Source organism: Bacillus sp. AP8, from assembly GCF_000321185.1.
Taxonomy (GTDB): Bacteria; Bacillota; Bacilli; order Bacillales; family DSM-1321; genus Bacillus_AD; species Bacillus_AD massilioanorexius.
The window spans coordinates 25,823-46,577 of record NZ_CAPG01000062.1 but is presented as its reverse complement, the minus strand read 5'-3'; the positions used below and the strand labels follow the sequence as shown (position 1 = coordinate 46,577).

The following is a 20,755-nucleotide window of genomic DNA, read 5'->3' as shown; positions in this document are numbered from 1 at the left end:
GGTTTTTGGACGGATTGCCTTATGTCTTCAAGCTGTAAAAGTCATCACTTACCAGTAATGACTTTCACAAGAGACTCAACGAGGTCTAAGGAAGAAAACTGGCTAGGTGTTGGAGAAGGACAAGAAGAAAAATCGTCATCGGTCCTTTTCTTTTGAGTGTGATAGCTAACTTCTTGAAATTTTGAGCTGTAGAATCTTTTGATACATTGTTTGATTTCAATACAAAAAGGAGCTATGCGGCAGAAATAAGACAGACCTTGTAGGAAGGTAATTTGTCCTTCCGTAAAGGGATGACTTATTTCCGAGCATATCAGGTGAAAGGTTAGACATAGAAAAATGTAAGCCCCCTTGCAAGTATAGGCCAATGGCTAAAACTGTCACAATTTCTTTAATTATGAGGAAAAAGCAATGTATAAATGAGGATGTCCTTGATGTGAAATGCTAGAGGACATCCTTTTTCTATTTGCTTTTTTTATTGCAATTCATTTAAGTTAAAGAAAAGTGTGACATTATTTAATTTGATTCGTTTATTTAGTGAAAGGAGATAGGAATGAAAAATGATGATTTAGAAAATGTATTTTCACGTTATTATCATGAGGTTTATTTATATGCATTTTTTCTATGTAAAAATCAATCATTAGCCGAAGATCTGGTAAGTGAAACATTTTTTAAAGCATTTATTTCTCTTGATAACGTAGATGATCGAATCAAATTTTGGCTATTACGTGTATGTAAGAATATATGGATTGATTTAGTAAGAAGAAGGAAGAAGCTTTCTGATACGATGATTAGTGAAGAAATGTTTGTTTCTGATGAAGTGATTATTAATCAAATTGTTCAAGACGAAAAGAAGAAGACGATTTTAAAAACAGTATTTTCATTACCAAACTCCTATAAAGAAGCGATTTTACTTTATTATTATTTAGATTTATCGTTGCATGAAGTCGCAGAAGCTTTAGGGATTTCTGATGGAGCTGCAAGGGCATTGCTATATAGGGCAAGGAAAAAAATGAAAACGATTTTGAGAGAGGAGGATTTATAGTGAACTTTAAAGAAGTTTTCATCAAGTATAAAAATGGTACAGCATCACCTGAAGAAATGAAGTTTATTGAAGAAGAACTTGAAAAAAATGAATTGATTAATGATTATTTGGCGGAAAAAATTGATTTAGAAATAAATGCTTCTTATGATGACGAACCAAAAGAGCAAGTAAGCAAGGAAATAAAAAAAATAAAAAAATCTGTTAATCGTAAAATAGTAAAGATTATTTCGTTTACGATTAGTATAATGATAGCTCTTATTTTACTTTTTCAATTTGGGATAGCTCCTGCTATTAATTCCTATTTTTATAACCCGAATAAAGGTTATGTAGATAAATATTCTGGCAATGGACAATTTTTTGTAGATATGGCAACTTTGACCGATCTTCATTTTCCAGGCTTTAATACATCCCAAGCTATGGCCGAACCATTAGGATATGGAAAATATAATCTAGAAATTTATCAATGGGATTCTTTTCGAAATGAGACAACTGTAAATCGAGGGAAATTGATTCGAAATGAGACTGAGTTGCCATTTGAATTTTATAAAGGAGTGTACGGTAATGCCTTTGGTGATGCTAGTAATGTCAATTACAAACAAGAACCAGAACAGTTTCAAGAGTATATAGCTGAATTAGAAAAATTGCCTGAAACAGCATTTGTTAAAGCTTATGTTTCCTATAAAAATGACTTGAATATGAAGCAACTTGTCGATTTAATGGAGAGAATGAGCCCGATTTACTTCTCATGGATTGCTATAAGATACGATTATATAAACACTCACATTGGTTTTGATCCAACAGGAACGGGTGTAATTATTGAAAAAAATGCAGTAGATGAAAAAAAATATCCGTATTTCGAATTGGCTCATGTCGGTGTGAATAAAACAGAAATAACACCAAAAATACTAGAAGTTCACTTTATATCGCAAGTGAAATATATGCATAATGCAAAATCTTTCCTTGACTCTTTATTCTCGGGAAATTTCTCTCCTGAATTGTATGAAGAAGTGTTAAGCTATGTAGAAAAAAATGGTGTTAATACGTATGGTGCAGTTGTACAAGGAAATGTTAAGGATATATTGAAACTTGCTAGACAAGATATGATCAATAGCTTAATGATTGATGATGTGAAAATTTCAGCTTATGAAAAATGATGTGGAGGTTGTATTTTCTCGATGAAAATAAATGATTCATAAGCTGATTTTGTTGTAAAAACTAAAAATTTAGAAAATTATATTTACTTTTAACAAATCGTATGCTAATATTGTGGAAATTAAAACAATTAAACGCGTTGACGAAGAGTAGTAGCTGTAGGAATCACTTTAGAGAGCTGATGGCTGGTGAGAATCAGTGTGAGGATTATGGTGAATGGACTTCTGAGCATTCGAACTGAACTTTCTGTATAGAGATAGTAGGCTTCGACGAAAGGTCTCATCGTTATAAGAGACACGTATTCAAGCAATCATGGCTTCGATACGAACAGAGCGGCTGTACATACAGCTAATAAAGGTGGCACCACGGGTATCTCGTCCTTTTTGGAATGAGAGCCCTTTTTTGCGTGTACAAACAAATAAAAATAAATCGTTGATTAAGAGTAGTACATCTGTTTTTGAACTTTACAGAGAGTCGGGAATTGCTGAGAACCGATAAGCTTCGAGCAGATCGAATGGACTTATGAGAGGCATGTTGAAGATAAGTAGGCAGGCTCGGCTTCCACCGTTAACAGGATAGGGTATTAAGATGTACCTGAAAAGAGTGAGAGGAATCAGTCATTCCTCTAACAGAGGTGGCACCACGGTAAATAATCGTCCTCTACAGGCCTATTAATGCTTGTAGAGGTTTTTTGCGTTTGTATCATTCTATATCTGAAAGATTCTAAAACTATTGTGAGGTGTATAACTTGAAAATGGCTAAGAAGAAATTGTTTCGAATAGACATTGAAGGAGATATTTATACAGCTATTGGCATTTTTCAAAGTTTGCCAGGAGAAAAGAAATTTTTGTTAGAAAGCTCTTTAAAACATGAGCAACAAGGACGGTACTCATTTATAGGGAGTAACCCATATATGGAGGTAAAGGCAAATAAGCAAATTATCATTCAAAAAGATGGTGTTCAAACAATCCGAAATGAACGTTTTTTAGATGTGATTAAGGAGATTATTCCAGATGAAGCTCTCCAATGTGATTTGCCTTTTCCATTTTTAGGAGGAGCGGTTGGATATGTAGGTTATGATGTGATTCGCCAATATGAAGATATTGGACCTGAATTAGTAGATGAGCAGAATATGCCAGAGGCACACTTAATGTTTTATCGAGATGTGATTGTATATGACCATATTAATCAGCAAGTATCAATCGTATCCCTAGATGATGAGACAGCTGAGCAGTCCTTTTATAACCGTGTTCAACGAATAGTAGAGAGTATTCAAGCTGGAAAAACTTTAGATGCACCGCAAGATCGAAAGAAGAAAAAAATAGACTTTCAATCTAAAGTCACACAACAACAGTTTGAAGAAATGGTTGTAAAGGCAAAGGAAGAAATACGGAAGGGAGAAATTTTCCAAGTTGTTCTTTCGCAGCGGTTTTCTACTTTGTTCCATGGCGATCCATTTCAATTTTATCGTAGCTTAAGGCGTCATAATCCATCCCCTTATATGTACTATATTGATTTCAAAGATTATCACATTGTTGGGGCATCGCCAGAAAGTTTGCTTAAAGGAGATGGAGAAAATGTGATGACAAACCCGATTGCAGGTACTAGAAAGCGTGGTTTGACCGCCGAAGATGATCAGGCTTTACAGGAGGAATTACTACAAGATGAAAAAGAATTAGCTGAGCATCGAATGCTTGTTGATCTTGGAAGAAATGATTTAGGAAGAGTATGTGAAATAGGCTCTATTGAACTAACAAAATATATGCTCGTTGAAAAGTACAAGAGTGTTATGCACATTGTATCGGAAGTGAGAGGAAAGAAACGTAAGGATATAGCTAACATGGATGTATTAGCTGCGTGTTTACCAGCGGGTACTGTATCAGGCGCTCCAAAAATAAGAGCAATGAATATTATCAATGAATTAGAAAGTGTTAAACGAAATGTATATGCAGGAGCAGTAGGTTACTTTTCGAGTCATGGAAGCTTTGATTTTGCCTTAGCGATTCGAACGATGATAGTGAAGGATGGAGTGGCAACTATACAAGCTGGAGCAGGTATTGTATATGATTCAGATCCTAAAGCCGAGTATCAGGAAGTGTTGAACAAAGCTAGAGCATTGATGGAGGTGGAGATATGATTTTACTGATTGATAACTATGATTCCTTTACGTATAACCTGTTTCAACAAATTGGAAACTTTCAACCAGATATCAGGGTTATACGGAATGATGTGATGACTCTTGAAGAAATTGAACAGTTACAACCTGAGGCAATCATTATTTCTCCTGGGCCAGGAAGACCTGAACAGGCTGGTAAATGCATGGAAATTATTCAACGATTTTATAATACGATCCCTATTTTAGGTATTTGTTTAGGCCATCAAGCAATAGCTGCAGCTTTTGGAGGTAAGGTTAAAGCTGCTAAAACCATAATGCATGGGAAGATGTCGACTATTGTTCATAAATCGAATGGTGTTTTTGTAGATTTACCAATAAATCTAGAAGTCATGCGTTATCATTCTTTAGCTGTTGAAAAAGAAACATTGCCGGATTGTTTAGAGATACAAGCTCAGACAGAGGATGGAGAAATTATGGCGATTTACCATAAAGATTTTCCTGTAATAGGTATACAGTTTCATCCTGAATCGATAGGTACTCGTGAAGGAGATAAGATGATTCGTAATTTCTTACGTATATCAAGAAAGGGTGTATTGAAATGAAACGATATTTACAAATGCTTACAAATAAACAATCATTAACTGAAGATGATATGAAAATGGTAGCTACTGAATTATTTCGAGAAGATATATCGGAAAGTGAAATTGCAGGTTTAATTATTGGATTAAAGGCAAAAGGAGAGAGTGTAGAAGAAATAACGGGCTTGGTTGAAGTTCTAAGAGCTAAAGCACTACCGTTCACAAGAACCTTTCCAGGAGTTATGGATAACTGTGGAACGGGAGGAGATGGATCGCAAAGCTTTAACATCAGCACAACATCTGCTTTTGTTATTGCTGGGGCAGGTATTAAGGTGGCCAAGCACGGAAATAGAAGCATTAGCAGTAAAACAGGAAGTGCGGATGTCCTTGAAAAACTAGGAGTAAGATTGGATTTACATCCAGAGCAAGCCGAAGAGCTTTTAAATGAAATTGGCATTGCATTCTTATTTGCTCCACATGTCCACCCAAATTTAAAAAGAATTATGAAGGTAAGACAAGATTTGAAGATCCCTACTATTTTTAATTTGATAGGTCCGCTTACAAATCCTGTTCAGCTCGACTATCAATTATTAGGATTGTATGAGCGAAAATACGTTTCTCTTTTTGCTGAGGTTTTGCAGCGCCTAGGTAGAAAAAGAGCGGTTGTCGTTAATGGAGCAGGTTTTATGGATGAGGCATCATTAGCAGGGGAAAACATAATCGCTGTTTTAGAAAATGGACAGATTCAGTCATTCGTTTTAAGTCCCGAGGAAGTTGGATTCCAAACGGTTCCGAATCATTTGATTAAAGGTGGCGACTCATCGGAAAATGCTGAGATTCTATTACGTGTTCTACAAGGAGAAAAAAGTGTTTTTCGAGATACTGTTTTGCTCAATGCTGGATTAGGTATTTATGCAGGAGGGAGGGCAGCAACAGTTAAAGAGGGAATTGAAGTAGCGAAGGAAAGTATTGATTCAGGTCGAGCATATTCGATATTGCAAGCTTTAATAGAAAAAGGGGGAAAACTACATGAGTTCCATATTGCAGCAAATTCTTAAAGAAAAACAAAATGAAGTAAGAATTATGAAAGAACAAGCAAGAAAAACTTGTCCAAGAAAGCCATTATCTTTAATTAAAGCTATTCGTGAAAAAGAACCGATAGGAATTATTGCTGAAATTAAACGTCATTCTCCATCAAAAGGAGCATTACATGAAAACGTTGATCCTATAGAGCAAGCGAAACAATATGAACAATCAGGTGCGGCAGCTATTTCAGTTCTAACAGATACTCCGTTTTTTAAAGGGAGCTTTTCTGATCTTGAGGATATACGAGGGCAAGTGAATCTTCCTATTCTTTGTAAGGATTTTATTATAGATGAAGTACAAATTGATAAGGCCAAATGTGTAGGTGCCGATGCTATTCTTTTGATTGTTGCAGCACTTTCTGAAGATGAGTTAAAGACGCTTTTTGATAAAGCAATTCATGAAGGATTAGATGTTCTTGTAGAAGTACACGATGAAAAAGAACTACAGATTGCTGTTAATCTTGGAGCAAAACTAATTGGTGTAAATAATAGAAATCTATCCACTTTTCAAGTAGATATTGAAACAACTGTAGAATTAGCTCAAAGTCCTCTCATCACGAATCAATTGTTAATAAGTGAAAGTGGTATTGCTATCCAAGACGATGTAAGGAAAGTTAAACAAGCTGGAGCAGCAGGGATTTTAGTAGGTGAGACTTTAATGAAATCAAAAGATATTGCAGCAACTATTCATGAATTGTCTTTAAAAGAAATATAAGAAGATCCTAGTATAGTTCAGTTGATTCAAAAGCTTTTATCATATTTTAAAAAGAAAAGAAGGCTACAATATGAACGTGAAAATATGTGGAATTATGGATGTTGAGACAGCACTTTTCGCTGCTAGAATGGGAGCGGACGCGCTTGGATTTGTCTTTGCACCAAGTAGAAGGCGGGTTACGCCAGAGCTAGCTAAAGAAATCATTCAACAATTACCAGATCTTGTTGCAAAAGTAGGGGTATTCGTAGACGAGTCTGTTGAAGTAATAGAAGAAATTGCTTCGTTTTGCGGTTTGACCATCATTCAATTACACGGTGAAGAAAGTATGGATATGTGTAACCAACTATCTTTACCGGTCATTAAAGCAGTAGGAATTGCAAATGAAGAGGATGTGAAAAAAGCATTACGTTATCCTACATCTTACCTTCTTGTAGATAGTCCAAAAGGACAAATGTATCATGGTGGGAACGGTGAAACTTTTGATTGGCATGTATTAAACGAAATAGATTATTTGAATAAAAAGCTCATACTAGCTGGTGGCTTAAAACCAGAAAATGTGAAAATAGCTATTCAAACAGTGCGCCCTTATATGGTCGATGTTTCGAGTGGGGTAGAAACAGATGGGAAGAAGGATTTCGATAAGATAAGTCAATTTATTTTAGCAGCCAAAGGAGAGGAAATGGAGTGAAAAATTATACATTACCGACTAAAGATGGGCGCTATGGTGTATATGGTGGACAATTTATACCGGAAACATTAATTGAAGCCTCGATTCAGTTAGAGGCTGAATATGAGAAGTCGCAACAAGATGAATCATTTCAAAAAGAATTTCAATATTATTTGAAACAATATATCGGGAGAGAAACACCTTTATACTATGCGGAAAGATTATCGGCGTTTGCAGGCAGTGCAAAAATCTATCTAAAAAGAGAAGATTTAAATCATACTGGCGCACACAAAATTAATAATACGATCGGTCAAGCGCTTTTAACGAAAAGAATGGGAAAAAAGAAAGTGGTGGCTGAAACGGGTGCAGGGCAGCATGGTGTGGCTACGGCTACTGTTTGTGCCTTATTGGGACTAGAATGCACTATATTTATGGGAGCAGAAGATGTAAAAAGACAAAAACTAAATGTCTTTCGAATGGAGCTGTTAGGAGCGAAAGTAATCAGTGTTACACAAGGAAGTGCAACACTTAAAGATGCGGTAAATGAAGCCTTACGTTATTGGGTAGCTCATGTGGATGATACTCATTATTTAATGGGGTCTGTACTAGGTCCTCATCCGTTCCCGCAAATAGTTCGAGACTTTCAGAGTATTATTGGTACCGAAACGAAAAAGCAAATAATAGAACAGGAAGGAAAACTCCCTGATACGATTGTTGCTTGTATTGGTGGTGGATCTAACGCAATGGGGATGTTTTATCCTTTTCTTGAAGAAGATGTTCAATTAGTTGGAGTTGAAGCAGCAGGTAAAGGATTGCAGACAGATTATCATGCAGCTTCACTAACGAAAGGAAAAGTAGGTGTTTTACACGGAGCCAAAATGTATATTCTTCAGGATGAAAATGGTCAGGTAATCGAAGCACACTCTATTTCAGCTGGACTAGATTATCCTGGTGTAGGGCCAGAGCATTGTTTGTTACATGACGAAGGTAGAGTGACGTATACATCCATTACTGATGAAGAAGCTCTTGAAGCTCTTCAAATATTATGTAAAACAGAAGGGATTATACCAGCGCTTGAAAGTTCGCATGCTGTTGCACATGCCATTAAATTGGCAAAAATAATGAATGCAGATCAAACAATGGTTATTTGCTTATCTGGTAGAGGAGATAAAGATGTTGAAGCAGTAAAAGGCTATTTAGGAGGGGAACGGTTGTGAAGAGGCTATTGATAAAGGATGTTATGCATGGAGTACTTTATGAAGGGAAAAAAAGCTTTGTCCCATATATAATGGCTGGAGATGGTGGACTTGAACAGCTGATTCCACGTTTGGAGCTTTTACAAAATGCAGGAGCAACTATGGTTGAAATTGGAGTCCCATTTTCTGACCCAGTAGCGGATGGGCCAGTTATTCAAGCAGCTGGTTTAAGAGCGCTACAAGCAGGTACGACACTGAGGGCCATTTTAGACACATTAGAAAATGTTCGTGAAAAGATTACAATTCCACTTATATTTATGACATATTTAAATCCAATTCTTTCTATAGGAATCGAAAGTTTTGCAATGAAATGTAAAGAAATAGGTATTGACGCGTGTATTATTCCAGATGTGCCACTAGAAGAAGAGGATGAAATGAAACCAATATTAAATAATTATGGAATAGCTTTTATTCGATTGGCTTCTTTAACAAGTCCACCTGAGAGATTACAACAAATTTGTGAAGGTGCTGAAGGATTTTTATACGCTGTTACGGTTAAAGGTGTAACTGGAGTAAGAAATGAATTTGAAAAGAACGTAGAAAGTTACTTGCAAAATTTAAAAGAAATGAGTCAGATTCCAGTACTAGCTGGCTTTGGAATTTCTACGCCTGAACATGTCCGAAATATGATACACGTTTGCGATGGAGTAATAGTAGGTAGCCGAATTATTCAACTTCTTGAGATGGGAGCAGAAGAAGAAATTACTCATTTAATTAAAGCTTTGTATGAATAGAGTTCTGAATATTTAGTTTATTATTGCTAGTTTTTGAAAAAGAGGTATAGAATTATGTGAAAAAGGAGGATGTGACCAAGAGAATTTCTTTTGGAACAGCCTTTTTCTTTTTTATGGGCTTTTTTTTAATAATGTACCGAGGAGGATCACCACCTGCTCAATGGAAAACGTGCATCATGGAGCAGAATTCAACTCATACTATTATCTAGGAAACAAATGTGTACTTTGATAGAATCTTAATTTGAATTCCATGTTTTAAAAGAAAATAGGAAATAAATATGGAAGTTTTATGGATTATTTTAAAAATAATATCTATTTTGTTTACTTAAAAATGGAATGTTTATATAATGTAGTGGGTAGTAATTGGAATTGATTTGAAAATGAAGTTTAAAGAGATGAAGAATATCCTTTTTTTACAGACTTTGTATGGTAAAATGTAAGGTGGATATTATAAAAAGGAGGCAACTAAATGTTTGTCGATTTAGGACAACAAGCCATGTTTGGAATTATAATACATTTATTTTTTTTCGCCATAACTTGGTGGGCCCTCCAAGCTCTTAATTTTGAAAAATTTCTACGCGCGAATAAAGTTATGCAAGCAAGATTATTGTATATTTTATTAACGCTAGCAATTGGCTCAACTGTGAGTAACTTCTTTTTAGACTACCTATCATTATCTACTCAAATTCCGTTCCTATTTCAAAACTAATAAATAAAGAAACGAATCTAGTAAATAATCATTCTACTAGACTTTACTATAAAGTCTATTTTTTATGATGAGCGTTAGAAGAAAGATGTCAAAAAATGACGATAACTGAAGAGTATGTTCATACCCCTAAAGGAAATAATGGTTTGATAGGGGAGGAATATGAATATGAAAATAGTAGGTTATCTTGTTTTTGCGAGTTTCATTTTATTTGGTATTGGGAAAATAGGGATTGTGGCTGAACGTAATCAAGATGATTTAGATGTTATGAATCAAGTTATAAAACAAGAAAAAAATATTACGATAGAGGGATGGTCAGTCACAGCTAGAGAAGCAATTAACTCAATCACAACTGAGAAAGATTTTGCAAAAGAATTCAATAGGATTAAAGAAAAAAATCCTAATTTTATATGGAATATACAACAAGACTCGCATAAATACGTGACAGTTGGTACAAAAAAGGGTGCTTATTTTGAGGAAACAATCACAATAGCCTCTACTGTTCATAGTAAACAAGAATCATATATTACATATGAAATAAGAGGGAAGAAATTGAAATCTGCATGGATTTCAAATATTGGAAAAGCGATTGAACATAGAAAACACGCTGTATTTAGTGGAAATACCACATTTTTCACTTGTATAGAAGGCCAATTCAATGATACTATTGATAAGGTTTTAACTTCTATGATTGACAATTGGTTGCAAAAGTTTAAGGCGCAGGAAGTAGAAAGTTTAAAAGAAAAAGATTTTATTTCTATTACTGCTAAGTCGTCTTTGTTTGAGCAATCACAAATTAGTGAACATTACAATTTACAACTAGCCATGAGATCTGATGGAATGGGCGCAAGGACGACTTTCGTAATTGGCACACCCATCATAACATTTGAATATTAATATATAGAAATTGGACGCGGAGGGGAATACTTTTGGAAAAGATCATCGTCCGTGGCGGAAACAGACTAAATGGAACTGTAAAAATTGAAGGAGCTAAAAACTCCGTACTGCCTGTTATCGCTGCAACATTATTAGCAAGCAATGGAAAATGTATAATTAAAGACGTACCTACTCTCTCCGATGTATTTACGATAAATGAGGTACTACGTAACTTAAATGCTGATGTTACCTTTTCAGATAATGTCATAACTGTAGATGCATCAAGAGAGTTAAAAGAAGAGGCACCGTTTGAATATGTTCGTAAGATGCGTGCTTCCGTATTAGTGATGGGCTCTTTGCTGGCGCGTAATGGGAAAGCTCGTGTTGCTTTACCAGGCGGCTGTGCAATTGGTTCACGTCCCCTTGATCAACACCTTAAAGGCTTTGAGGCTATGGGTGCAGTTGTTAAAGTAGGAAATGGATTTTTAGATGCAGAAGTGAACGGTAAATTAAAAGGTGCAAAAGTTTATCTGGATTTCCCGAGTGTAGGTGCTACTGAAAATATTATGATGGCTGCTACATTAGCAGAAGGAACGACTATTTTAGAAAATGCTGCAAAAGAACCGGAAATTGTTGACTTAGCAAATCTTTTAAACAAAATGGGCGCTAAAGTACGAGGTGCTGGAACGGCAACAATTCGTATTGAGGGCGTTGAAGAGCTATATGGAACAACTCATACTATTATTCCAGACCGTATTGAAGCAGGTACATTTATGGTTGCTGCAGCAATCACTGAAGGAGATGTGCTTGTTAAGGGTGCAGTTGCGGAGCATTTAACATCTCTAATTGCTAAAATGCAAGAAATGGGTGTTGAAATCATTGAAGAAAATGAAGGCTTACGTGTAATTGGGCCAAAGCATATGAAGGCAGTAGATATTAAAACGATGCCTCATCCAGGCTTCCCTACAGATATGCAGTCACAAATGATGGCGCTTCTGTTAAAAGCAGAAGGTACTGGTATGATTACAGAAACGGTATTCGAAAACCGTTTTATGCATGTAGAAGAATTCCGTCGTATGAATGCAGATATCAAGATTGAAGGCCGTTCAACGATTATTAATGGACCTTCTAATTTACAAGGTGCAGAGGTCGCTGCAACAGATCTTCGTGCTGCAGCTGCGCTTATCTTAACTGGATTAGTGGCAGACGGCGTTACTCGTGTTACAGAATTAAAGCATTTAGACCGAGGATATGTTAATTTCCATGGTAAATTAGCTGCTTTAGGTGCTGATATTGAACGAGTGAACGAAGATTCTAGTACAAGTGCTGTTGTTGCAGACGTAAAAGCATAATTATTTGTCATCGTTTTTGATGTACGATATATAAAAAATAAACCCGAATGGCGAGCGCTATTCGGGTTTTCTTTGTAGTAATTAGGATGTAGATTTTAACGAGGTTGTCGCTGAAGAGGTGATCGATAAAGATTGTTTGGAGTTTTAAGGTGTGAAATTCTTTCTTAGACTCCCTGAAGCAGAAACCACCTTTTTCTATAAGACTCTCCTTTATTGATTGGGGAGAAGCTTAAAGATAACCGACCAAGCAAAAGAAATGGAGAAGCTTTTCTAATAAAAGAGTAAGATTTCAGTCATAATACTATTTTTATCCCATAATATGTAAAGTGAACATAATACGGGGGAGGCCGATATATTGAAATCTATTAAACCATTTTTTATTGCAGCATTAATTGTAACAATCATAGCTATTATGATTCCTGCTGTACTTGTGTTTCCATTTTCAAAAGATGAGACGGAAGCTAAGTTGAGAGATCAATTACCCGCTAGCAAAAAAACAACCATGAATATGAGTAAATTAGAAGATACAAGTATTGAGGTAGCTGTTCTTCGTTCTGCTAGTAATCAAGTTGAAAAGTTACCTCTCGAGAAATACATAGTTGGAGTTGTTGCAGCCGAAATGCCTGCTAACTTCGAGCTAGAGGCTTTAAAAGCGCAAGCGCTTGCTGCTCGAACGTATATTATTAATCAAATGCTCTATGGCGGTAATAATAACCTGAATGGAGCAGATGTAACTGATACGGTAAAGTATCAGGTGTATACGGATGATGCAGAGTTAAAGAAAAAATGGGGTCCTGAATACGATAAAAATAGGCAAAAAATAATAAAAGCAGTACTTGAAACAGAAGGAATGATTTTGGCTTATGATAACCAACCCATTCTTGCACAGTTCTTTTCTACAAGTAATGGATACACAGAGAACTCAGAGGATTATTGGAAAAATTCTTATCCGTATTTGAAAAGTGTTAATAGCCCTTGGGACCGTAAATCTCCTAAATTTTTAGGAAGTAAAACGATTTCTGTCGCAGAATTTGAACAGAAATTAGGAGTGAAAATAAACAACTCTCAAAAGATAGGAACGATTGAAAAACGAACATCTGGAGATCGAGTAGCTACTGTAAACTTTGGTGGAAAGAGATTAACGGGAAAACAAATTCGAGAAAAGCTCGATTTACGATCAACAGATTTTGAATGGAAGAGAAAAGGTAATTCCATTATTATTACAACTAAAGGTTTAGGTCATGGGGTTGGAATGAGTCAATACGGAGCGAATGGCATGGCGCAAGAAGGGAGTTCCTACAAGCAAATTGTTCAACATTACTATCAAGGAATTAATATTATTTCATCTGATACACTAGTAGATAAGATAGTAGCACAGAAATAAAATGCAAATGACCTTCTCAATTGTAGAGAGGGTCATTTTCATTAGCATTTAGAATGATAATGAATAGTGAACATGTAAGATCTAGCTGCTGTGTTGTACTCTTTTTTCAATACTTGCAAGGTGTGGTATTTGAAATATATGGTATTTCTGTTTCGGACGTTCGTTTACGACATCTTATGTCATAATAAAGTGAACCTTTAAGCGAAAGAAGATTCTAATCACATCTATCCGCTATTAACTGCTAGAATGATTATGCTTTTTATTTAGGTTGTTTTTAAAATAAGCTTGGTGAATTAAATAATTTGCTTGATTGGAGTAAAGTACGAGACTTCTACGTGAGTAGCGGAAAGCGCGCACCCTGGTGTATATTTTCCGCTTTGTTAATAAGCAATGAAGATCGAACAGCATTTTTGAAACGTCAGTTTGAATAGCATAAAGGAAATCTTGCATTCTTAAAACATTTGTTTTTTGTTCATCTGTAGCTCTATCCTAGAGCTTTACATCAGATGCAACGAGACAAAGTTATGAACAATTGAAGGGAAGGTAATACACAAAGTGTCGACATTAAATAAAATTTTGAAATGGTTTATGTTTCTATTTGAAGGCTTTCTTGCTATACCAATTTTAGGTGGAGCTGTTGTTATTGCAAATGGATGGGCTCCGCTTGTCATAGCATTCTTTCTCCATGCGTTATCTATCATTTTATTGTTTCTAGATAAAAGATTAGCGATTACAGGCAATGTAGTTGGAGTAATAGGTGCTTTGTTTAGTTGGATACCTTTAGTCGGTTGGTTTTTCCATACTATAACAGCTTTTCTGTTATTTATTGAAGCCATCTATCTATCATTTACAAGTAATAGCAAGACCCGCTATCTATAAGAGAAAAGAAGACTCGAAAATAGAGTCTTCTTTTTGTTGGGAATATTTAACCACCAAATTATTACTTGTTTTAGGCTTATTCATTTTGTCTGCTTCTTTTGAAAGCAAGTGGGGTACACTTATGAAACTTATAAAATGTTTTATAAAAATGCCCCATATTATGAAAACCAGAGCGTTCAGCTATTTCTTCAATTGAAATCTGCTCTGTTAAAAGAATCCGCTCTGCTAGTTTTATCCGTTCATGCTGAATATGTTCAATAAATGTAATGCCCATCGTTTTTTTAAAGAGTTTTACAAAATAATGATAATTTAAGTTTAAAAGGTGACAGCAATGATTAGCAGAAAGATCTTCTGTGAGATGCTGTGAAATATACTGAAGAACAGGTCTTAGACGCTCCATTTCCGCTGAAGAAAACTCATCCAAAATATGCAGGTGATCATGTCTCAGAATGGTTAAGAGAATATCTTTAATATGAATGTTGATTGCAACTTCATAACCACGCAGATGATCTATAGACTCTTTGTGAATCCTCATGACTAGTTCGAAAACCTTTTTCCTTACTTGTTCATTTTGTTGAAATATATAATTTAGTTTACTTAAATTCATGTTTGGATTCAGCAAACTATGCATAAAAGGAGCTAAGCTAGGTTCGAAGAATTTGTTCACATCAAATTGAAAAACAATATAATGTACATCTAAATTTTGATCTAAGTGCACCTCCATAGGTCCGATTAAAAAAACATCACCATTTTTTAAATGATACACTTTCTCCTGGATCACAATTTCCATACTACCATCAAGAATAATAAGAATTTCGAGCTCTTTATGAAAGTGCCACTTGCCTTGAAGTAATTCTTTGCCTCTTGGGGATGCCTCATATATTTTAACAGCAAGAGTCGGGTCATTATATTGAATGATTTCATTAAATGATTTCACGAATGTCACCTCCAATGACAAATTAGCATATAAATTCACCTAAAACAATGATAGTTTTCGTCGAATGAAATAAGTATGATGAATATGTTTTTAATTACTTTATATACATGAGTAGAAGGAGATTACATCATGAAATTTGAAGCCAAATTATACTTAGTTATGATGACATTTTTAAACTTTTCACTTGCTCTATCCGGAGTGTTCGTGAATATCTTTATATGGAACATTGATAATTCCTTTTCTCTTTTAGCATTTTATAGTTTATCAAATTCGATAGCGATTCTTGTTAGTTTTCCAATCTGTGCCTGGATTGCGAGACAAACATCACCAATGTCATGTTCACGTGTAGGTATTCTCTTTTTTGTCATTGGTTATGGATTTCTATTGTTGGTGAGAGAAGAAGCGGTTAACTATGTGTTTGTGTTGGGGACAATACTAGGATTGGGAACAAGTTTTTTTGTTATTGGCCAGCATATGCAAATCTTTAATATTACACAAGATCGCAATCGTGATCGCTTTTTATATATTCTTAGTTTCCTAACAAATGGGGTAGGAATGCTAGCTCCAATTATTTCGGGCTTCACCATTAGTCGTTTTATTGGAATGAAAGGATATTATATCATTTTTGCGATTTCTTTCTTCTCTTTTTTAGTAACAGCACTTGTTTCAATTGGTATTAAAGGGAAGAAGCTTTCAAAGCAATCTCATTTTAGAGAGGTATGGAAAAATCCTACTAAAGAATGGAGAGGGATGTATTGGGTAAGTATGGCAACCTATATGGTAGAAGGTACATATTCTTCATTCTTAGTAACGATTATGACCTTTTCGATATTAAAGGATGAGCTTTCTTTTGGAGGGTATAATACGTTTGCGGCGTTTATGGGTTTAATGACTTCTCTATGGCTTGCGAAGATTTCTAGTCCAAAATTAAGAATGAAAATATTTACGATTGGATCTATTCTATTGGCTGCATCCTCTATTTGGATTAGTCTTTCACCAACTTTTTGGACACTTGTTATTTATGCAGTGTTGTCAGTCATTGGGTTAAATATGATGAATACAACGATGAATGCTTGGATGTATGCTTCTATCGAGTTTGATCCGAAGTTTGAAGAACGTCGTTTAGATTACATTGTTGTTCGAGAGATACCTGTTGGTTTGGGTAGAATTATGGGAATTGCTCTTTTCTTTATCATGAATGCTCTTTTCGATGCAGAAAAAATCCTACCAATTAGTTTTGCTCTATTTGGTTCCGTTTTTATCTTCCTTATTCCAGCATTAAGAAAAATATGGAACAATCATCATTCTTTAGCGTAAGAAATATTTTGTGTTTAAAAGATTATTATCTAAAAGATTGTTGTTTTCTATAAGTTCAGTGACAAAATAGGTGATTGAAGCGAGCATCCTGGAGCAGAATTCAACCTATACTAAACCTGGTTAATAGGTAACAAAGTTTATCGATACAGCCATTCAAAAGAACCTGGCATATTAGCTTGGTTCTTTTTGAATTCGATTTAAAAGGCTTTTCTTTCTATAAAAATAATGAAAACGTATATGTCCCCAAACTGCTAATACACCAATCCAATCTTTTGCGATATCAAAAAGAGAGGCAGAGCGATAGTGATAAAAAGATTGGTGAATCTCATCTACTACTCCATACATAGCGGAAATGAGCGCAACTATCATACTAGAACGTAGAGATAGTTTTCCGTTTATAGCTAAAGCTATTACGAATAAAGCATATAAGACAGCAAACTCAATTAAATGCATACTCTCTTTCCATATAAGATCCCATTTGGAATCTGGTAGCTCTACGATAACGTCAGTTGGTAGACTAGAAAGTATCCATATCATAATCATGTATCCAAATGGTAATAACCAAGTGATCAAACGTAAACTTTTCTTCATAAGTGAATTCCTTTCTTTCTCCTCATTGAATGATAGTATATCGATTTAAAATGAAACACTTTTCTAAGTCTCTACTACATCCAAAAAGACCAATAACGGTTTTTCTTATTGTACCATGTAACGAGAAAATAAAAATTTTTTAGAAAATGTATAAATTTTCAAAAATATGTTCAAAATGGTTGCTGAGGTGATAATCATGAGAGAGGAAGAAAAGAAACGTACTTCTCAAAAATCAGGAATAAGACGTATTCTTTCAAAGCGTTGGGCATTACCAGCAATCTATTTAGTGAGTGCAGCTATTCTATTAACAGCGGTTCTATGGTACCAAACTAGTAATAATAATAATGCAACAGAACCTGGTAAAGTAGGTTATGAGGAAAATGGTACAGCATCCAAGAATAAGGATGAGAAAGCGGTAGAGGTAAATAGTAAGTTAGAAAACTTTATTAAGCCGGTTTCGAATCAAGATGATATGATTGTGAAAACACCATTTTATGACGTGAATGGCGAAGAAGCTGATCAAGAAAAAGCTCTTGTATTCTATGATAATCAATACCGTTTAAATCATGGTATCGATGTAGCAATGAAAGATGGTAAATCTTTTGATGTATTGACTGCTGTTAGCGGTAAAGTAACGCAAGTGAAAGAAGATTCATTACTTGGCAATTCGATTGAAGTTGAACATGGTGATGGCATCACAACACTTTATCAATCTGTTACAGATATCGCAGTGAAAGTTGGCGATACAGTTAAGCAAGGACAACCACTTGCTAAGGCTGGTCAAAGCTTATTAAATAAAGACGCTGGTATCCATGTGCATTTTGAAATTCGTAAAGATAATATTGCTGTAAATCCAGAATCATATTTCAAAAAACCTGTTACAGCTTTGAAAGATGCAGAAGTAGTGAATGGAACTCCTAAAGATGAAAAAAGCGTTAGCGAGGATGAATCAACAAAGGAAAAATCCTCAAAAGATTCAAATACTAAAGCAGAATAATAAACGAGTAGAATTGAATCATTTAAAATATGTGAGTAAGTGAACTGTCCAGTTTTTTTGAGGGCAGTTTTTTTTGTTTACTGTAAAAATGCTTAGTCTAACGCGTTCCCCTGATTTTCCCCATGAAAGCTACTTTTAATTTTTGTAAAGAAAGCAGCCTTTGTAAAAGTCCTGACTATTCATATTTATAGCTAAAGGTCATATGTTAATGCAGATAGAATGGTGACGATTCCAAATAGGATATGTAGATTATAAAAAACATTATTGTAGACGTACTATCTGTAAGTCGTCGAACCTTTTCTAATTCACAGAAATGTTTATTGACCTTTACATGGGTTCGTTAGGATAATTAAGTTAATAATGTATATTTTTTACAATTGTTGTGTGAGCAGTTCGGTTCTTAATGAATTTTCTAATGAGAGGTTGATTGGAAATGTTAGAACAGAATCAAACGATATTAATGGCGGCTTCTATTCATCCTTTTTTTCAAGAACTTGATCGTATTGAATTACTGAATTTAATAGGAAAATGTGAAGAACGAATATTTCAGCCAAATGAAGTGATTTTAAAAGCTCAGCAGCCAAGAATAGGTCTTTATTTATTAGTGAAGGGGATAGCGGAAGTATATATTAAAGACGAGAATGGTAGAAGAGATGAGGTATTAGAAGTACTTCAAAAAGATGAATTGTTTGGTTTTTCTAGTCTAACTAATTTTCTAGATGAAGACCAACAAATCAAGGATTCAAATGTAGAAACAATGGTTGAAGTACGCGCTATCGAACAGAGTCTAGTTTTACTTATTCCTTTTGACATTGTATCCGAAAGATTGCGTTCGAGAGATGTCCAACAATTTTTATTGTCTCAAGTTTCGATGAGATTAAAAGAAGTGTATCGCTCGCTTGCTGAACAAGTAGCACTGGCTCGAGAACATGGAGAACGAGACACACTGATTTTAAGAGTTCAAGATTTAATGACTTTACAGATTACCTCTTGTAATCCTGAAGCAACAATACAAGAAACGGCTGTACTAATGAATAAACAGAAAAGAAGCTCGATTATTGTGATGGAGAATCAGCAGCTAGTTGGAATTATTACAGAACGTGATCTTGTGGAAAGAGTGATTGCTGAAAATCGTCCTTTTACAACGATAGCAAGTGAAGTTATGACGAGAAATCCTTATACTATTTCCCGCTTTTCCTACTATTATGAAGCACTTTCTATATTATTGATGAAAGGCATTAAACATTTACCTGTTACAGATGGATATCATATATGTGGAGTCATTTCTCTATCAGATTTATTAAGAAAGAAAAACGAAGGGATTATGAAAACCATTCGACGTATTGAAGAGGCAGATGTCCACTCCTTATTTCAGGTGAAGAATGCCATTTATCAAATATTTGAGACGTTGTTAAGGGAAAAGGTTCCTATGGTTAACTCTCTATCGATTATAACGAAATTATATGATCGGTTAATTAAACGAGCAATCCAGTTAGCTATACAAGATATTGAAAAGGAAAGGCAACTTAAACCTCCTGTAGATTTCAACTTATATGTTATGGGTAGTTCTGGACGTGGTGAACAGTTCATGCTTACAGATCAAGATCACTTTTTAGTTTTTGAGAATCATACAGACATAGAACTTGTTCATAACTATTTTAGGTTGTTAGGAGAAAAGATTGTTCAATATTTAGAGCTAGCTGGATATGCAAAATGTAAAGGATTAATGATGTCTAGTGAGGATACATGGAGAGGAGCTTTATCTGAATGGCAAACGAGAATCCGAGAATGGGGAGTGCGTTCTACAAATGATCAATTGCTGTTAGCAATGAACTTCTTTTCGTATAGGATGGTCTATGGCAAAGAGTCCCTTCATCAACAGTTTGAATTGGAGACGAGAGAAACTCTACAAAGATGTAATATGTTTTTATATCGTTTAGCTCAACTCGAACAGGAAAGACCTATTATTTCTCTCGGTCAACCAATTCGATCTTTGTTTAAGTTAGCAACTAAAAGTATGGATGTGAAGAAGGATATTCTGTTTCCTTACCATCATAGTTTGCAAATCTTATCTATGATTCATCATGTTATTTCGGGAACGCCTTTTGAAAGATTAGATGTATTAGAGAAAAAAGGAGTCCTTGAGAAAGAGTTTGTTAGAGATGTGAAAGAGGCTGTTAATCATGTATTAACTTTGTATGTTCGTTTGCGTTGGGAAAATGAAAAACGTGATGCACGCTCTTCGTCTGTGTTGGCTTTTTCTACACTTACCACTCGAGAAAAAGAGGAGCTTATTATTAGCGTAAAAGTATTAAAGGAATTGCAAAATAAAATATTCTATCACTTTCAAATGAAAATTTAAAAAAGAGGA

General features: G+C 35.0%; 19 protein-coding genes and 2 other annotated features. Of the genes, 17 read left to right on the top strand and 2 right to left on the bottom strand.

The genetic code is table 11. The features are described from left to right. The first annotated feature begins 550 nt into the window (after positions 1 to 550). From BN349_RS15185 to BN349_RS15115, 14 genes are all read left to right on the top strand, one after another. On the top strand, positions 551 to 1,042 hold the full coding sequence (locus tag BN349_RS15185; RefSeq protein WP_019243184.1) for an RNA polymerase sigma factor: 492 nt from the start codon (positions 551 to 553) through the stop codon (positions 1,040 to 1,042). Continuing rightward, positions 1,042 to 2,196 carry an anti sigma factor C-terminal domain-containing protein gene (locus BN349_RS15180; RefSeq protein ID WP_019243183.1) on the top strand — a complete coding sequence of 385 codons (1,155 nt, stop codon included), beginning with the start codon at positions 1,042 to 1,044 and terminating at the stop codon, positions 2,194 to 2,196. Before BN349_RS15185 ends, BN349_RS15180 begins: the two co-directional genes overlap by 1 nt. 128 nt (positions 2,197 to 2,324) lie before the next feature. Further along, positions 2,325 to 2,579 (top strand) — a binding site (T-box leader). 38 nt (positions 2,580 to 2,617) lie between these two features. After that, positions 2,618 to 2,858, top strand: a binding site (T-box leader). Between the two features lie 90 nt (positions 2,859 to 2,948). Next, positions 2,949 to 4,331 carry an anthranilate synthase component I gene (trpE, locus tag BN349_RS15175; protein ID WP_034294493.1) on the top strand — a complete coding sequence of 461 codons (1,383 nt, stop codon included), beginning with the start codon at positions 2,949 to 2,951 and terminating at the stop codon, positions 4,329 to 4,331. Further along, positions 4,328 to 4,912, top strand: a complete 585-nt coding sequence (locus tag BN349_RS15170) for an anthranilate synthase component II (protein ID WP_019243181.1) — start codon at positions 4,328 to 4,330, stop codon at positions 4,910 to 4,912. The genes trpE and BN349_RS15170 overlap by 4 nt, the downstream gene beginning before the upstream one ends. Then, a complete protein-coding gene (gene trpD / locus BN349_RS15165; RefSeq protein ID WP_019243180.1) occupies positions 4,909 to 5,946 on the top strand; it encodes an anthranilate phosphoribosyltransferase in 1,038 nt (345 codons plus the stop codon). The genes BN349_RS15170 and trpD overlap by 4 nt, the downstream gene beginning before the upstream one ends. Then, on the top strand, positions 5,918 to 6,688 hold the full coding sequence (gene trpC, locus BN349_RS15160; protein WP_019243179.1) for an indole-3-glycerol phosphate synthase TrpC: 771 nt from the start codon (positions 5,918 to 5,920) through the stop codon (positions 6,686 to 6,688). The genes trpD and trpC overlap by 29 nt, the downstream gene beginning before the upstream one ends. A 70-nt stretch (positions 6,689 to 6,758) precedes the next feature. After that, a complete protein-coding gene (locus BN349_RS15155; RefSeq protein ID WP_019243178.1) occupies positions 6,759 to 7,376 on the top strand; it encodes a phosphoribosylanthranilate isomerase in 618 nt (205 codons plus the stop codon). After that, a complete protein-coding gene (gene trpB / locus BN349_RS15150) occupies positions 7,373 to 8,572 on the top strand; it encodes a tryptophan synthase subunit beta (protein WP_019243177.1) in 1,200 nt (399 codons plus the stop codon). The genes BN349_RS15155 and trpB overlap by 4 nt, the downstream gene beginning before the upstream one ends. After that, positions 8,569 to 9,345 carry a tryptophan synthase subunit alpha gene (gene trpA / locus BN349_RS15145; protein WP_019243176.1) on the top strand — a complete coding sequence of 259 codons (777 nt, stop codon included), beginning with the start codon at positions 8,569 to 8,571 and terminating at the stop codon, positions 9,343 to 9,345. The genes trpB and trpA overlap by 4 nt, the downstream gene beginning before the upstream one ends. 469 nt (positions 9,346 to 9,814) lie before the next feature. Continuing rightward, a complete protein-coding gene (locus tag BN349_RS15135) occupies positions 9,815 to 10,054 on the top strand; it encodes a DUF1146 family protein (protein ID WP_019243174.1) in 240 nt (79 codons plus the stop codon). Between the two features lie 165 nt (positions 10,055 to 10,219). Beyond that, positions 10,220 to 10,948, top strand: a complete 729-nt coding sequence (locus BN349_RS24965; RefSeq protein ID WP_019243173.1) for a YwmB family TATA-box binding protein — start codon at positions 10,220 to 10,222, stop codon at positions 10,946 to 10,948. A 32-nt stretch (positions 10,949 to 10,980) separates the two neighbouring features. Beyond that, positions 10,981 to 12,279, top strand: a complete 1,299-nt coding sequence (gene murA, locus BN349_RS15125) for a UDP-N-acetylglucosamine 1-carboxyvinyltransferase (RefSeq protein ID WP_019243172.1) — start codon at positions 10,981 to 10,983, stop codon at positions 12,277 to 12,279. A 355-nt stretch (positions 12,280 to 12,634) separates the two neighbouring features. Beyond that, positions 12,635 to 13,663, top strand: coding sequence for a stage II sporulation protein D (spoIID, locus tag BN349_RS15120; RefSeq protein WP_019243171.1), 1,029 nt, complete (start codon positions 12,635 to 12,637; stop codon positions 13,661 to 13,663). A gap of 555 nt (positions 13,664 to 14,218) precedes the next feature. Then, complete coding sequence (locus tag BN349_RS15115; protein ID WP_019243170.1) at positions 14,219 to 14,542, top strand: hypothetical protein; 324 nt, start codon at positions 14,219 to 14,221, stop codon at positions 14,540 to 14,542. Between the two features lie 76 nt (positions 14,543 to 14,618). Here BN349_RS15115 and BN349_RS15105 read toward each other — a convergent pair whose 3' ends face one another. Then, a complete protein-coding gene (locus BN349_RS15105) occupies positions 14,619 to 15,479 on the bottom strand; it encodes an AraC family transcriptional regulator (protein WP_019243168.1) in 861 nt (286 codons plus the stop codon). Positions 15,480 to 15,608: 129 nt separating this feature from the next. Here BN349_RS15105 and BN349_RS15100 point away from each other — a divergent pair, with 129 nt between their 5' ends. After that, a complete protein-coding gene (locus BN349_RS15100) occupies positions 15,609 to 16,796 on the top strand; it encodes an MFS transporter (RefSeq protein WP_019243167.1) in 1,188 nt (395 codons plus the stop codon). Positions 16,797 to 16,967: 171 nt separating this feature from the next. On the opposite strand, the gene BN349_RS24060 is transcribed toward BN349_RS15100, so the two are convergent. Beyond that, positions 16,968 to 17,387, bottom strand: a complete 420-nt coding sequence (locus tag BN349_RS24060) for a VanZ family protein (RefSeq protein WP_019243166.1) — start codon at positions 17,385 to 17,387, stop codon at positions 16,968 to 16,970. Positions 17,388 to 17,583: 196 nt separating this feature from the next. Here BN349_RS24060 and BN349_RS15090 point away from each other — a divergent pair, with 196 nt between their 5' ends. Together BN349_RS15090 and BN349_RS15085 are read left to right on the top strand one after the other, a co-directional pair. After that, positions 17,584 to 18,384 carry a M23 family metallopeptidase gene (locus BN349_RS15090; protein WP_019243165.1) on the top strand — a complete coding sequence of 267 codons (801 nt, stop codon included), beginning with the start codon at positions 17,584 to 17,586 and terminating at the stop codon, positions 18,382 to 18,384. A 433-nt stretch (positions 18,385 to 18,817) separates the two neighbouring features. Beyond that, on the top strand, positions 18,818 to 20,746 hold the full coding sequence (locus BN349_RS15085; protein WP_019243164.1) for a DUF294 nucleotidyltransferase-like domain-containing protein: 1,929 nt from the start codon (positions 18,818 to 18,820) through the stop codon (positions 20,744 to 20,746). Positions 20,747 to 20,755: the final 9 nt, after the last annotated feature.

Excerpts from the sequence above, each read along its gene's own strand:
- BN349_RS24060 (WP_019243166.1), bottom strand. The coding sequence starts at position 17,387 with ATGAAGAAAAGTTTACGTTTGATCACTTGGTTATTACCATTTGGATAC.
- BN349_RS15155 (WP_019243178.1), top strand. The coding sequence starts at position 6,759 with ATGAACGTGAAAATATGTGGAATTATGGATGTTGAGACAGCACTTTTC.
- BN349_RS15185 (WP_019243184.1), top strand. The coding sequence starts at position 551 with ATGAAAAATGATGATTTAGAAAATGTATTTTCACGTTATTATCATGAG.
- BN349_RS15085 (WP_019243164.1), top strand. The coding sequence starts at position 18,818 with ATGTTAGAACAGAATCAAACGATATTAATGGCGGCTTCTATTCATCCT.
- BN349_RS24965 (WP_019243173.1), top strand. The coding sequence starts at position 10,220 with ATGAAAATAGTAGGTTATCTTGTTTTTGCGAGTTTCATTTTATTTGGT.
- BN349_RS15170 (WP_019243181.1), top strand. The coding sequence starts at position 4,328 with ATGATTTTACTGATTGATAACTATGATTCCTTTACGTATAACCTGTTT.
- BN349_RS15135 (WP_019243174.1), top strand. The coding sequence starts at position 9,815 with ATGTTTGTCGATTTAGGACAACAAGCCATGTTTGGAATTATAATACAT.
- trpC (WP_019243179.1), top strand. The coding sequence starts at position 5,918 with ATGAGTTCCATATTGCAGCAAATTCTTAAAGAAAAACAAAATGAAGTA.
- BN349_RS15100 (WP_019243167.1), top strand. The coding sequence starts at position 15,609 with ATGAAATTTGAAGCCAAATTATACTTAGTTATGATGACATTTTTAAAC.
- trpE (WP_034294493.1), top strand. The coding sequence starts at position 2,949 with ATGGCTAAGAAGAAATTGTTTCGAATAGACATTGAAGGAGATATTTAT.
- BN349_RS15090 (WP_019243165.1), top strand. The coding sequence starts at position 17,584 with ATGAGAGAGGAAGAAAAGAAACGTACTTCTCAAAAATCAGGAATAAGA.
- trpD (WP_019243180.1), top strand. The coding sequence starts at position 4,909 with ATGAAACGATATTTACAAATGCTTACAAATAAACAATCATTAACTGAA.